This is a genomic window from Ruegeria sp. AD5 (genome assembly GCF_056542345.1).
Genome location: NZ_JBQFZR010000001.1, coordinates 571,161 through 584,282, shown reverse-complemented (window position 1 = coordinate 584,282; position 13,122 = coordinate 571,161). Strand labels below are relative to the sequence as shown.

The window sequence follows — 13,122 nt, the reverse complement described above, 5'->3', positions numbered from 1 at the left end:
TGTTGGGTAATTCGAGCTGTGGTCGCTCAGAAATCGATCTCAACACCCGGCAAGCTCAGTTCCTTCATCATGTCGCGCAACTCCTGACGTGCTGCGATGTTAGAGATATTGAGCTGCTTGACCCCGATATCTTTGAGGTCCAGCAAAGTCAGCCCGCGCGGGAACAACTCGCGGAAAATCACTCGCTCGGAAAAGCCCGAGGCGACGCGGAAGCCGATGCGCTGTGACAGCATCTCGATCGCGCGTTGCATCTTTTCCTTGTTGACCATGCGCTGGGTGCCGACCCGGTTGCGGACGACGACCCAGTCGATCGGTTTCAGCCCAGCTTGGGCGCGCAGTTGGCGGGCATTCCAGACCATCTCGGAATAGACTGAGGGGCCAAGGATTCTCTCACCTTTGGAATCGATCCGCGCCAGCAGGTCAAAATCGATGAAACTGTCGTTCAGCGGTGTAATCAGCGTATCGGCCAGCGAATGTGCAACCTGGCTGAGTCGAGTGTGCGAACCGGGGCAGTCGATCAGGATGAAATCGCTATCGCTTTCCAGTTCGGCTACGGCGGCTGAAAGGCGGTGGTCATAGATGTTTTCACCGGGTTGCAGAGCGCTGGCGTCAATCTCGGGCAGGTCGTGGTGGCGTGGGCTGGGCAGAGACAGGTCCGAGCCGTTCAGGAAATTCAAGCGGTTCTCGAAATAACGACCCAGACTGCGCTGCCGCAGGTCAAGATCGAGTGTGCTGACCTTGTGCCCCAGCCGTGCCAATGCAGTGGCCACATGCATCGACACGGTTGATTTGCCTGCGCCGCCCTTTTCGTTCCCGACCACAATGATATGTGCCATGCCTGTATTCCCAAGTCCCGCCGTGTTTGCCTACACGTTGTTGGCAGCCACTATATGTTGTGTAGGCCGGGAAGGGAAGAACCTCGGGCCGTCTTGAGCGGTATTATCAAGCCTCAAATTGGAAAAGTGCTTGGTACTTGGGGGTTAGGGTAAATCCTTGCCAAACACACACCCCTGTTTCACTGTCCATCCTATGGATTTGTGATCGAGGGCAGCCATTGGATCATCTGTTTCTGAACGTTTTGAACGTGGTTCTGCCTGTCCTGATTTGCGCTGGAATCGGTTACGCTCTGGCTTTGATCAGGGCCCCCTATGACAACAAGGTTATTGGCGGGATCGTCTCGCGGGTCGGGTATCCGACGCTGATTATCTCGCACCTTTCAACCACCCAGATTGCGGTCGGCACCTTTCTTGATGTCATGATGGCCGCCGCTTTGGCGATTGCAGGTTTTGGGCTGTTGGGGCTTGTCGCGCTCAAACTGATGCGGCTGCCGGTGCGGGCATTTCTGACGCCACTGATGCATGGCAATGTCGGCAATATCGGCCTGCCCATTACCCTTTTGGCGCTGGGCGATGCGGGAATGGCCTATACGATGGCATTTGTGGTGGTTGTGCTGATCAGTATCTTCACGATCGGCATGTGGATTCCGGCCGGAGAGTTCTCACCCAAGAAACTGGCGACTTCGCCGATTATTTACGCGGTCGCACTGTCGCTGGTGTTGATGGCGACGGGCACCAGCCTGCCGCAACCGGTGGCCAAATCCTTTGATATTCTGGGCGGTCTTTCAATCCCGCTGATGTTGCTGACGCTGGGCCACACGCTGGCGACCCTGCGGATCAAAAGCCTTGGCCGAGCCGTTTTGCTGACAGCGCTGCACCTGCTGATGGCTGCGGTGATTGCCAGTGCGTTGGTCTGGAGCTTCGGCTTCACCGGGGCTGAGCGGGGCGCGGTGATCCTGTGCTGTTTGATGCCCTCCTCTGTCGCGACCTATTTGTTTATCGATCAGCATGTGCCGGAATACGGACCCGATGTGGCCGGGTTCATTCTGGTTTCGACTCTGTCCACGATCCTGGTGCTGCCAGTGGCGCTGTCCTACTGGATCTAATAGGCGCTGGGCGCGCAGCGCGCTAAAAACAGTATCTATCAGCAAAAAACCGTTTAATAATAGGCACAACACCGTGCCCGAAGGGCCAGCGCGCTATTCCTGAACGGGGGACAGGCAGATGCCAAAAGACGTCACTGAGGACATATCCGGCGCGGGAGGGGCACGTCTGGTTCTGGTGATGACCGCGCTGTGCATGATGGTTGTTGGCTTCAACACAACCGCCGTTGCGACGATCCTGCCAAATCTGAAGGCCGAGTTCGATCTGTCGCCTTCCAGCCTGCAATGGGTGATGGCGATCTATACGGTGGTTAGCGCGACCCTCGTCACCATCGTCAGCCGACTTGGCGATATCACCGGCAAGATGGGCGTCTTCTTTGCCGGAATGATCGTGTTCGGTCTTGGCTCGGCCCTTGTGTTGTTTTCACAGGATGCAGCCATGTTGCTGGCAGGCCGCGGGGCCCAAGGTGCCGGGGCGGCAGCGCTGTTTGGCACCTCGCTTTCGCTGCTAACTGCCGCCACGCCCGAGGAACAACGGGCCAGCGTCACCGGTGCCTGGGGCGCAATCGTCGGGCTGGCAATCGGCGTTGGTCCGATTGTTGGCGGCGCGTTTGCACATTACCTCAGCTGGCGCGGCGTATTTGCCACCGATCTTGCGCTGCTGATCGTGGCGTTTGCGGTCGGGTTGCGGGTCAGCAAAGAGCATTACGTGCCCGACACGCGTCTTGCAGGCGCAAAGTTCGATCTTGCGGGTGCAGTCGCGCTGGTCCTGCTGCTTGGCCCGCTATCCTTTGCGCTCAGCAACGGGGAAAGTCACGGATGGGCCACAAGATCGACCTTGATCCCGCTTGCCGTGTCGGCTGTAGCGGTGATTGCACTGATCATCACCTCGCGCCGCAGCGCGGACCCCCTGATCGAGTTGCGGTATTTCCGCCACCCCCGTTATTTCATGGCGGCGGCAGGGATGTTCATTACCGGTTTCGCGCTGTTCAGCTTTTTCGTCTATTTCAACGTCTTCGTGCAATCGCCAGATGCGTTTGGCCTTTCCGCTGTTGGGGCGGGGGTGGCGATCCTGCCGTTGAGCCTCAGTATGTTCGTCGTGTCCGTGGTGGCTCCGCGTTTTCTTGCACCTTACAGTTTTCGATGGCCGGTGATCCTGGGCATGGGGTTCATGACCTGTGGGTTCATGCTGTTGACGACAACGACGAACACAACAGGCATGGGTGCGATTTGGTGGAAGCTGGTGATTATCGGGATCGGGCTTGGCATCGGTTTTTCGTTATTGCCGCGTCTCGGGCTGCGCTTGTTGCCGGAAGAACATATGGGGCAGGGCTCGGGCGTGGTGAATGCGTTCCTCTATTTTGGTGCCACCCTTGGTGCCGTGGTTGGAGGTCTGGCCGAAGCGATCACCACCCGACGCGGCCTGTCCGAAGTGATCAACGCCTTGCCCACCGGGTCCGAGCAACGGGCCGACCTGGCCCATGCACTGACACATGGCACCGCCAGTCAGGTGCAGCAGCTTATAGCGGCGCTTGATCCGACCACGGGCGAAGCTTTGGCGCGCGCCTTGCGAGATCTGCAGGATGATGCATTTAACAGTGCCATGCTTGTCGCCGCTATCGCTGCGCTTTTGGGGATGATCCTGGCTGCCGTAATGCTGCGAGGCCCGGTGCCTCCACCGCACAGCGCGGTTGATCTGACAAGGGACTGATCGTCGGTGGGGCCACTTGTGACCGGCACTCAATCGGCCTAGGCTTTTGTCATGTGTGGAAAGTTTGCAGCCGGTCACCTGACGCAGCGGGAAATGCTGGCGATTACCGAGTATTTTCTCTACGGCAAGGTCTCGCCTGATCTGCCCGAGCAGCTGCCTTCGGGTGGGTACAATGTGTCTCCGACCAATCGGGTTGGCATGGTCCGTTGGGACGGCGATCAGGCCGAATTGGCTACTGCGCGCTGGCAAATCAAGGATCCGCGCAGCAAGAAGCCGATGATCAATTCGAAGATCGAAAATGTCAGCTTCTGGCAGCAATACTGGAACAAGGGGCGCTGTCTAATTCCGGCACTGGGATATTACGAGTGGCCCAAGGACCAGGGCCATGATTGCCCGGTCTACATCACGGTTCAGCGCAATGCCCCGGTGATGTTTTTTGCGGGGTTTTACAGGACTGATGACGGCAGCCATAGCTGTACGATCCTGACCCGGACACCCAGCCCGCAGATCGCGCATATTCACAGCCGAATGCCGGTGATCCTGACCCCGGATGAGATCGAAAACTGGCTATCAGGCGTCACGACCACGCAAGAGGCGCAGCAGTCGTTGGGTGCGCAGTACGAAGGCCGGTTTGAATATCACACCGTCAAACCCATCAAGCGCGGAGCTGAGGGCGAAGATATGATTGAGCCTTACACGCCCCCGGTCCAGACCGGGTTTGATTTCTGAAACAGCCGCAAAGTGCAGTGGGGTAATTCCAAAACAAAAAAAGGCCGCCCAATTGGACGGCCTTTCGCATTTCAACCAGGTCGGGATTAGAAGCCCAGACCTTCGTATTTCTTCTTGAACTTCGACACGCGGCCGCCTGCGTCCATCAGGCGCGACGAACCACCGGTCCATGCGGGGTGCACGGAAGGGTCGATTTCCAGAGCCAACTGGTCGCCTTCGCTGCCCCAGGTGGATTTCATCTGAACCACAGAGCCATCGGTCATTTTGACGTTGATGACGTGATAATCGGGATGGATGTCTTTTTTCATCTTTCCGCTCCTTACGCCTCGGCGCCAGCCTTGGGCTTGTAGTTGGTGACTTCTGCGATACGCGCGGATTTACCACGGCGCGAGCGCAGGTAGTAAAGTTTGGCGCGACGAACGCGGCCACGGCGGACAACGGTGATGCTGTCGATATTGGTCGAATGCAGCGGGAACACACGCTCCACGCCTTCGCCAAACGAAATCTTGCGAACGGTGAACGAACCGGCGATGCCGCTGCCACCTTTGCGCGCGATGCAGACGCCTTCATAGTTCTGCACACGGGTACGCGACCCTTCGGTCACTTTAAAGCCGACACGGATGGTGTCACCGGCTTTGAAATCGGGGATGTCTTTCCCCAGGGCGGCAATCTGTTCCGCCTCAAGCTGTGCGATCAGGTCCATCGCAGTTACTCCTATCTGCTCGTGGTTGGTCCACGAAGTTTGGGCACGGCCTGAGAGCTCTTGGTCTTCACCGGGTCCTGCGCACAGCCCGCCAGAGGTCAGATCGAATGTTCCTTTTGGTCCGGTCCGCCCTGTCGCGCCGGTGCCGAAGAAAGCTGGGCGTCACGTCAGGATGCAAACCAAAACACCGGAGTCGCATAACGCCACACCGGATTGCGCTGCTTTACGGGCTTTGCGGGCGGGGATCAAGCCTTATTCTTGGTGAAACAGGTGAGTTTTTGCCACCCGTCAAATCCACCGTTGCCTTGTTAACCAGATCAGGCATTCTGGGATTAATTATAAGAGCAGATATTTGATACAGGATCATAAGATGCGCAAAGCACTTCTGCTGGCCGTTATGGCGCTTGCAATTGTCTCATGTGGTCGCCGCGGCCCGCAACCTCAGGCGGTTGAGCCGCAGGCCTTCGCGGACACGACCCCGCCTTCGATCATCTACCCCGCCTTTGGTGACGCTGACCCGCACCCGTGGGAAGGTCGCCACCCCGGCCAGTACCCCGTGCACGGGCTGGATGTCTCGCGTTGGCAGGGGCCGATTGATTGGCGCACCGCACAGAAGAACGGTGTCAGCTTTGCCTTCATCAAAGCCACCGAGGGCGGAGATTTTACCGACCCGATGTTCGACGAGCACCGACGCGGCGCACAAGCTGCCGGAGTGCCGTGGGGGGCCTATCACTATTACTATTTCTGCCGTCCGGCCCATGAACAGGCGCGTTGGTTCATCCAGAACGTGCCCAAAGGGGCCGACCTGCCGCATGTGCTGGATATGGAATGGACGCCTCATTCCAAAACCTGCACCCTGCGCCCTGATGGCCGAACCGTTCGGGCCGAGGCGCAGCGGTTCCTTGATATTCTCGAGCGCCACTATGGCCGACGCCCGATTGTCTACACGACGGTAGATTTCTACGGCGACACCGATATCGGACGACTTCCCAAAACTGAGTTCTGGCTGCGCTCGGTCGCGGGCCACCCGCGCAACGTTTATCCAGGCTCGGTCTGGCGGTTCTGGCAATACACCGGCACCGGGCTGGTGCCGGGGGTTCAGGGTAAGGTGGACATCAACACCTTCAATGGCACGCCGGAAACCTGGGCGTTGTGGAAGGCAACCCGTTAGTCTTAGCCCTTATCTTCTGATTTTCGATAGGCGTCCCACAGATCGGGCCGCCGTTCGCGGGTGATCTGTTCCGACATTTCATGACGCCAATCCGCAATGCGTCCATGGTGGCCTGACATCAGGATCTCGGGGATCGGGCGGCCTTTCCAGTCGGCGGGGCGGGTGTATTGCGGATGTTCCAGCAGGCCCGACGAAAAGCTTTCTTCCTCGGCTGAGGCCTGATTGCCCAGCACACCGGGGATCAGCCGCACAGTCGAATCGATCAGCGCCTGCGCCGCGATCTCACCACCGGTCATGACAAAATCGCCAAGGCTGACCTCCTGCACGCCGTAATGCTCCAGCACGCGCTCATCGACGCCTTCGAAACGACCACATAACAGGGTCATGCCATCGCAGCGAGCCAGGTTTTGCATCATTTTCTGATCCATCCGACGCCCACGCGGGCTGAGGTAGATCAACGGCCAGTTGCCCCGGATGCCCGCCATCGTATGCTCAATGGCCTCACCCAGCACATCGGCACGCAGGACCATGCCTGCACCGCCGCCCGCCGGGGTGTCATCCACATTGCGGTGCTTGCCGATCCCGAATTGGCGCAAATCCACAGTTTCCAACTGCCATAGCCCTTCTTGCAGGGCCTTGCCGGTCAGGCTTTCGCCCAGAACACCGGGGAAGGCAGATGGGAACAACGTGATGATCTTGGCCTTCCACACCCCGTGCAGATCGGGCGTCGGCGTCATCAACTCGCGCGGCTTCAACGTTGGACGGATGGCTTTGCGGCCATGGGACTTTCCGGGTTTATCTGTCATCTCGAGCCGATCAGATCATTCTGGGTGCTTTGAACCAAAGCCGTCTTTTGATCGATCAGCGCAGCATCGTCCAGATCGGATCGGTTCATTTCCAGCATCTGCTGCAAGACATCCTCGGGCAGGCGTGGGTTTGATCGGGTCGGGCCTACCAATTCGGCGGCTTTGTCCGCAGGCAGGTCAAGGAATTCAGCAAAAGTGCTTCCAAGCCCATGTCGCTGGCCCTGCAGGTCTTCCAGCCATTCGGTGCGGACCGAGACCGAGGGCAAACGGTCGCGCACAGCCGCAGCAGCAATCTGAGGCGACGGCACCGGTTCAAGCCGGGCGCGAAAGGTCTCAAAATCCTGAATCAGGCGCGATCGTTGCAGATCATGCGCCCACAGGCTGCGTAGCCAGCTTCCCCGTTGGCGCAGCGAGTAGTAGATCGTGATATGCACCTCTTCCCCGGCAAACCGGTCGCGGATCAGGCCGACAAGGCACGAGGCGAGCTCGGGCGCGGCCTCATATCCCACCGCGACATTGCGGCTGGGGCGCAGGCCCGAGAAATTCTCTTCGCTCAGAACCAGCCCACGTTTCTGGCCGAATTCCAGCGAATTCAGAAAGTGCCGCATCTGATCCTTGAAATCGCTCATCGCGCCGGGGGTGCCGTAGACGGAATAGCGTGTGGCTGCTTCGGACAAGCCGGTTTTGCGGGTCCGATAGGGCAGGACCAACGCATGGTGCGGCCAGATCAGTGAGCGGTTTTCGAACAGAAAGGACTGTGCCGCCGTCGTCCCGGTCTTGTGCAGACCCAGATGCAGCAACACGCGGCGCATTACAGCAGGCCCTCGGGCGGATCAGCGATGATGCGGCCCTTGTCCAGATCAACGGTCGGAACGGATTCGAGTGTAAACGGCAGCAGCACGGTGGCCTTTAAGCCCGGCCCATGCAGTTCCAACAGATCCGCCGCACCGTGATTTTGCACCGATTTCACTCGGCCCAGCAGCGTGCCGCCGGTGTCATAAACCTCAAGCCCGATAAGGTCGGTGTGGTAAAACTCATCATCCGGCAGCGAAGGCAATTGATCACGTCGCGCATAAAGGCGCAGGCCGTTCAGAGCATCTGCCGCTTCCTTGGTTTCAACCCCACCCAGCCGGGCGGCAAAGCCGTTCTTGATCGCGCGGGTCAGGACCACCGGATAGCGCTCTTTGCCGGTCTCATCGGTCAGCGGCGAATAGCCTTCGATATCCTCAGGAACGGCGCAGAAGCTTTTCAGCCGCACCTCGCCGCGCACCCCATACGAGCCCGCGATGCTGCCCACGCAGATCAGATCACTCATTTCGACCATCCGTCACACATAGCCCGTCCCGCCATTGCCCGATCACCTCGCACGCCTCGCGCTGGTTCGAGCGCTCGAAGAATACGCCCACAATAAAGGCGATCGCCAGCAGGATGGGAAGCCGTAACAATCCGAACATGTCTAGCGCACCTCGATGGGCAGAGAGGTGTCTCTGCATTCCCAGCCGACCTGCTCCAGTTCCGGCGTATCGGATTGGGCCTCGGGCCAGCCCAAGCAGAAATATCCGATCAACCGCCAGTCCTCGGGGACATCCAGATCGCGCACCATCTGGTCCGGGTCGAGGATCGAGACCCAACCCAGCCCCAGCCCTTCTGCCCGTAAGGCAAGCCAGAACAGGGTGATGGCTGAGACCACAGAATAGCGCCGCATCTCGGGCATAGTGCCCGCGCCCAGACCTTGGCCTTTGTCGGTGGCATCGTCGCAGAACACGGCCAATTGCACCGGGGCTTCTTTCATCCCGGTCAGTTTCAACTGGCTGTACAGCTGCGCCTTTTCGCCGGAATACCCGCTCAGCGCCTGTTCGTTTGCGGCTTGGAAATTCTTCAACGCCGCGTCACGCGCGGCCTGAGTTTCGACGCGGATCACGCGCCAGGGTTCGCTCAGCCCAACCGAAGGGGCCAGCCGAAACGCGTCGAGGCAGCGCGCAAGCACTGCCTCGTCAATTGCATCCGTGCGGAACCGGCGCACATCACGCCGGAGCCGCATCAACAGATCGAACTGCGTGCGAAAATCGTCGGAAAAGGCCTGATCCTGCACGCGCCCGACTGCTTATTCTTCTGCAGCAGCTTCTTCAGCCGGTGCAGCCGCCGCTTCGGCAGCTTCAGCAGCCTTGGCAGCTTTCTCTTCCGCGCGTTCCTGAGCTTTCTTGCCCGGAGTACCCTTGTTGGGGTTGTTGCGCTCGGCCTTGTCGCGTGCGCCAGCAGCTTCCAGCATGCGTGCGATCCGGTCGGTGGGCTGTGCGCCCTGATCCAGCCAGTACTGGATGCGCTCCATGTTCATTTTCACGCGCTCTTCGCTGTCTTTCGGCAGCAGCGGGTTGTAGGTGCCCAGTTTCTCGATGAAACGGCCGTCGCGCGGCATGCGGCTGTCAGCCGCAACGATGCGATAGAAGGGACGTTTTTTCGAGCCGCCGCGGGCGAGACGAATTTTCATTGCCATGGTGGTATCTCCTTTGAATGGCGTATCCGGTGATAGACCGGCTTAGTTCTGGTGTTTCTTGTGGTGTCGGATGACTTCCTGAATGATGAAATTCAGAAAAGCCTTGGCGAAATCGGGGTCCAGATCGGCCTCTTTCGCCAGGTCTTCTAACCGTGCGATCTGCGCGGCTTCGCGCGAAGGATCGGACGGGGGAAGGTCGTGTGCGGCCTTGAGCTTGCCAACAGCCTGCGTGTGCTTGAACCGCTCTCCTAGCGTGTAGACAAGGATCGCATCCAGCCGGTCGATGCTTTCGCGATGGTCTTTCAACAGCGCCGCGGCCTGTGTCACGGGGTTGTTCATTGGCCGGTCCTTTCGGTGGTCAAATCAATCTGCGGATGACGCCAGATCTGGGCGTGTTTGCCCAAAAGTTCGGCTCTCTCAATCTCCAGCGTTGCGCCCAGCCGTTCGGCCAGCGCGCGCGAGCGATCATTGGCATGGGCGATGTAAGAAATCACACCGTTCAGCCCCTGATGCTGCGCTGCATAGTCGCGTGCAGCCGCGGCGGCCTCAAAGCCCAGACCTTTGCCTTCGGCCTCGGCCATCAGCGTCCAGCCCAGCTCGGGCTCCGCCCAGCCGGGTACGTAGATCATGCCTGCCCATCCCACGAATGCGCCGCTGGTCTTTTCAGTCAAATGCCACAGACCATAACCGCGCAGCGCCCAATGACCCAATCTGTTCGAAAGAGAGCTCCAGCTTCCAAGCGCGTCCTTGGGACCACCAACCATATGGCTGCGCTCGGTCGCGTAGAACGCGGTCATCGCAGGAAGATCGTCCAGATGCGGCGCGCGAAGGATCAGGCGATCGGTTTCGACGGTGGGTATAGTGAACGAGGTCATGCGTATGCCTCCACGCCACCGTTTACCAGATCGGCAGGCGCAGAATGACGCCAGACCTGCATCGCCCCGAAAGCCGGGTGTTCGAACATATATTCGAACTGCGCGCCCAGCCGTTCCGCGACAGCCTTGCTGCCCAGATTATCCGGATCGATCAGCGAGATTGCGGTTTCCCAGCCCAGCACGTCATAGGCATGTGCACGTGCAGCCAGTGCCGCTTCGGTCGCATAACCCTTGCCGGTGGCGTGGTTCATCAGGGTCCAGCCAATTTCGGGCTCGGGCCAGCTATGCGGGTTCCACAAGCCAACATGGCCTACATAGGTGCCCGTGTCTTTTTCCTCGACACCCCAGAAGCCATATCCCCGCATCGCCCAGTGGCCTAACAGCATCGCAACAGCGCGCCATGTCTCATCCGGGCGTTTCGGGCCGCCGACGAATTTCGAGGCGTCGCTGGCAAAAAACTCTGCCTCAGCCTCAAAATCGGCCTCGCAGGGGGCCCGCATGATCAGGCGTTCGGTTTCCAGCGTTGGTATGGCCATGGCAAGTGTCATGCCTGCACCTCGCCGTATCGCCAGACATGCTGTGTTGGACCAAAGGCGCTTTCGGCAACGGCGTCGCGCGTTGCACCCAGACGCTGTGCCAATGCGTTCGAACGAGCGTTGGACTGCGAAACGTAGCTTACGAACTGGCCGGATCCGAGCAGATCAAGCCCAAAATCGCGAACGGCGCTGCACGCTTCGGTCGCGTAACCTTGCATGCGGAACTTGCTATCAAACATATAGCCAAGCTCGGGCTCGTGATCGTCCCATTCGAGGCCCAGAATGACGAAGCCAATGACCTGATCATCGTCTTTAAACGTGACGGTGAACAAGCCGTGACCATGCAAAAGCCAGCCTGATGTGTAGTAGGAAAACTCAGTCCAGGCGTCTTGCTCGGTATCGCCAAAGCTGTCCTTGCAGATCGATGTCCACACCGGCAGGTCGTCCAGAGTGGGTGCACGCAGAACCAGCCGCCGGGTCTCAATGACCGGCAGGGCCGCGCGATACTGCGCTGCTGCCATCGCCGCCTTTCCGGACGGGGGCTGGGTGCAGCGTGCTGACGTCACTTTTTCTTTCCAAAACCGCTCAACCCCGGGGGCAGGCCCATGCCGCCACCCAGTCCGGGCAGACCGCCGGGCATCTTACCGCCCATCGCTTTGGCGGCTTGTTCCAGCGCCTTGGGGTCCATGCCCGCAGCCATTTCCTCGGGGCTTGGGCCACCTTTGCCGAACATGCCTTTCATGGCCTGTTTCAGCATCTTGCCTTTGCCCATCTTGCCCATCTTTTTCATCATGTCGGACATCTGCCGGTGCATCTTGAGCAGCTTGTTGAGGTCGCTGACCTCCATACCCGAACCGGCGGCGATGCGTTTCTTGCGGCTGGCTTGCAGCAGTTGCGGGTTGGCGCGTTCGCGTTTGGTCATCGACTGGATCAGCGCGATTTGCTGGCGCAGGATTTTATCGTCCAGACCGGCCTGATCCATCTGCTTGGCCATCTTGTTCATGCCCGGCATCATACCCATCATGCCCTGCATGCCGCCCATCTGGATCATCTGCTCCAGCTGCATTTTCAGGTCGTTCATGTTGAACTGACCTTTGACCATGCGCTTCATCATGCGCTCGGTCTGTTCCATCTCCATCGTTTCCTGGGCCTTTTCGACCAGAGCGACGATGTCGCCCATGCCCAGAATACGCCCCGCGATCCGGTCCGGCTCGAAGGTTTCGAGCGCGTCCATCTTCTCGCCCAGACCAACAAAGCGGATCGGCTTGCCGGTGACTGCGCGCATCGACAGCGCCGCACCGCCACGTCCGTCACCGTCCATCCGGGTCAGGACCACGCCCGAGATGCCGACCTTGGCATCAAACTCTTCGGCCACTTCAACAGCGACCTGACCGGTCAGGCCGTCGACCACCAGCAGCGTCTCGCGCGGGTCGACCACGTTACGAACCTGCTCGACCTCGTCCATCAGGACTTCGTCGATATGCAGACGACCCGCGGTGTCGAGCATATAGACGTCATAGCCGCCGAGCGTTGCCTGTTGCTTGGCGCGCTTGGCGATATCAACCGGCGTCTGACCGGGTACGATCGGCAGCGTATCTACACCAACCTGCGTGCCCAGAACCGCAAGCTGATCCATCGCCGCTGGGCGATAGACGTCGAGCGAGGCCATCAGGACCTTCTTGCCCTCTTTCTCTTTCAGGCGTTTCGCCAGCTTACCGGTGGTGGTTGTCTTACCGGAACCCTGCAGGCCGACCATCAGGATCGGGGCAGGCGGGTTGTCGATCTTCAGCGCGCCGGGGTCTTCTTCGCCACGCAGTGTATCAACCAACGCGTCGTGCACGATCTTGACGACCTGCTGGCCGGGCGTGATCGATTTGGTGACAGCTTGACCGGTCGCCTGTTCCTGTACTTTCTTGACGAACTCGCGCGCCACCGGCAGCGAGACGTCGGCCTCAAGCAGGGCAACGCGGACTTCGCGCAGGGCGGTTTTCACGTCTTCTTCAGACAGGGCACCCTGTTTGGTCAGCCGGTCAAAGACGCCGGAAAGGCGTTCGGATAGATTTTCAAACATGCCTTCGGCCTCCTTAGCCGGTTATCTGGTGGCGTGCCCTAGATAGGACGCGTCGGTTAAATGCACAAACGCCCCCACGGGCGAAAC

General features: G+C 59.4%; 18 protein-coding genes. 4 read left to right on the top strand and 14 right to left on the bottom strand.

The window, feature by feature from the left end; translation table 11 throughout:
- Positions 1–26: 26 nt before the first annotated feature.
- Positions 27–836 carry a division plane positioning ATPase MipZ gene (locus ACR0JG_RS02980; RefSeq protein WP_170402416.1) on the bottom strand — a complete coding sequence of 270 codons (810 nt, stop codon included), beginning with the start codon at positions 834–836 and terminating at the stop codon, positions 27–29.
- 218 nt (positions 837–1,054) lie between these two features.
- Here ACR0JG_RS02980 and ACR0JG_RS02975 point away from each other — a divergent pair, with 218 nt between their 5' ends.
- The 3 genes from ACR0JG_RS02975 to ACR0JG_RS02965 all read left to right on the top strand — a co-directional run bounded on the left by ACR0JG_RS02975 (position 1,055) and on the right by ACR0JG_RS02965 (position 4,379).
- Positions 1,055–1,942, top strand: a complete 888-nt coding sequence (locus tag ACR0JG_RS02975) for an AEC family transporter (RefSeq protein ID WP_480567470.1) — start codon at positions 1,055–1,057, stop codon at positions 1,940–1,942.
- A gap of 118 nt (positions 1,943–2,060) precedes the next feature.
- Positions 2,061–3,650, top strand: coding sequence for an MFS transporter (locus ACR0JG_RS02970; protein WP_480567469.1), 1,590 nt, complete (start codon positions 2,061–2,063; stop codon positions 3,648–3,650).
- A 51-nt stretch (positions 3,651–3,701) separates the two neighbouring features.
- Positions 3,702–4,379, top strand: a complete 678-nt coding sequence (locus ACR0JG_RS02965) for an SOS response-associated peptidase (protein WP_480567468.1) — start codon at positions 3,702–3,704, stop codon at positions 4,377–4,379.
- An 86-nt stretch (positions 4,380–4,465) separates the two neighbouring features.
- Here ACR0JG_RS02965 and rpmE read toward each other — a convergent pair whose 3' ends face one another.
- Both rpmE and rplS read right to left on the bottom strand, forming a co-directional pair.
- Positions 4,466–4,687 (bottom strand): 50S ribosomal protein L31, encoded by a 222-nt coding sequence (gene rpmE, locus ACR0JG_RS02960; RefSeq protein WP_170392669.1) that lies wholly within the window; start codon positions 4,685–4,687, stop codon positions 4,466–4,468.
- 11 nt (positions 4,688–4,698) lie between these two features.
- Positions 4,699–5,082: a 50S ribosomal protein L19 gene (gene rplS / locus ACR0JG_RS02955; protein ID WP_170328369.1), complete on the bottom strand. Its 384-nt coding sequence runs from the start codon at positions 5,080–5,082 to the stop codon at positions 4,699–4,701.
- A 370-nt stretch (positions 5,083–5,452) separates the two neighbouring features.
- Here rplS and ACR0JG_RS02950 point away from each other — a divergent pair, with 370 nt between their 5' ends.
- The gene (locus tag ACR0JG_RS02950) at positions 5,453–6,253 is read left to right on the top strand and encodes a glycoside hydrolase family 25 protein (RefSeq protein WP_170508530.1); all 801 of its coding nucleotides are present in this window, start codon (positions 5,453–5,455) and stop codon (positions 6,251–6,253) included.
- Between the two features lie 2 nt (positions 6,254–6,255).
- Here ACR0JG_RS02950 and trmD read toward each other — a convergent pair whose 3' ends face one another.
- Genes trmD through ffh form a run of 11 tightly spaced genes read right to left on the bottom strand, consistent with a single transcriptional unit; the run spans position 6,256 to position 13,035 of the window.
- Complete coding sequence (gene trmD, locus ACR0JG_RS02945) at positions 6,256–7,059, bottom strand: tRNA (guanosine(37)-N1)-methyltransferase TrmD (RefSeq protein WP_480567467.1); 804 nt, start codon at positions 7,057–7,059, stop codon at positions 6,256–6,258.
- Positions 7,056–7,871 (bottom strand): hypothetical protein, encoded by an 816-nt coding sequence (locus ACR0JG_RS02940; RefSeq protein ID WP_170425117.1) that lies wholly within the window; start codon positions 7,869–7,871, stop codon positions 7,056–7,058. The genes trmD and ACR0JG_RS02940 overlap by 4 nt, the downstream gene beginning before the upstream one ends.
- On the bottom strand, positions 7,871–8,374 hold the full coding sequence (gene rimM / locus ACR0JG_RS02935; RefSeq protein WP_170475747.1) for a ribosome maturation factor RimM: 504 nt from the start codon (positions 8,372–8,374) through the stop codon (positions 7,871–7,873). The genes ACR0JG_RS02940 and rimM overlap by 1 nt, the downstream gene beginning before the upstream one ends.
- The gene (locus ACR0JG_RS02930) at positions 8,367–8,513 is read right to left on the bottom strand and encodes a hypothetical protein (protein WP_170392664.1); all 147 of its coding nucleotides are present in this window, start codon (positions 8,511–8,513) and stop codon (positions 8,367–8,369) included. The genes rimM and ACR0JG_RS02930 overlap by 8 nt, the downstream gene beginning before the upstream one ends.
- A gap of 2 nt (positions 8,514–8,515) precedes the next feature.
- Positions 8,516–9,151: a 5,6-dimethylbenzimidazole synthase gene (bluB, locus tag ACR0JG_RS02925; protein WP_480567466.1), complete on the bottom strand. Its 636-nt coding sequence runs from the start codon at positions 9,149–9,151 to the stop codon at positions 8,516–8,518.
- A 12-nt stretch (positions 9,152–9,163) separates the two neighbouring features.
- Positions 9,164–9,553: a 30S ribosomal protein S16 gene (rpsP, locus tag ACR0JG_RS02920; protein WP_010437590.1), complete on the bottom strand. Its 390-nt coding sequence runs from the start codon at positions 9,551–9,553 to the stop codon at positions 9,164–9,166.
- 42 nt (positions 9,554–9,595) lie between these two features.
- On the bottom strand, positions 9,596–9,892 hold the full coding sequence (locus ACR0JG_RS02915; RefSeq protein WP_170392662.1) for a chorismate mutase: 297 nt from the start codon (positions 9,890–9,892) through the stop codon (positions 9,596–9,598).
- Entirely contained in the window at positions 9,889–10,428 is a 540-nt protein-coding gene (locus tag ACR0JG_RS02910) for a GNAT family N-acetyltransferase (RefSeq protein ID WP_480567465.1), read from the bottom strand. Before ACR0JG_RS02910 ends, ACR0JG_RS02915 begins: the two co-directional genes overlap by 4 nt.
- The gene (locus ACR0JG_RS02905) at positions 10,425–10,976 is read right to left on the bottom strand and encodes a GNAT family N-acetyltransferase (protein ID WP_170392660.1); all 552 of its coding nucleotides are present in this window, start codon (positions 10,974–10,976) and stop codon (positions 10,425–10,427) included. Before ACR0JG_RS02905 ends, ACR0JG_RS02910 begins: the two co-directional genes overlap by 4 nt.
- On the bottom strand, positions 10,973–11,530 hold the full coding sequence (locus tag ACR0JG_RS02900) for a GNAT family N-acetyltransferase (protein WP_170733723.1): 558 nt from the start codon (positions 11,528–11,530) through the stop codon (positions 10,973–10,975). Before ACR0JG_RS02900 ends, ACR0JG_RS02905 begins: the two co-directional genes overlap by 4 nt.
- Positions 11,527–13,035, bottom strand: a complete 1,509-nt coding sequence (ffh, locus tag ACR0JG_RS02895) for a signal recognition particle protein (protein WP_170402391.1) — start codon at positions 13,033–13,035, stop codon at positions 11,527–11,529. Before ffh ends, ACR0JG_RS02900 begins: the two co-directional genes overlap by 4 nt.
- Between the last annotated feature and the right edge of the window lie 87 nt (positions 13,036–13,122).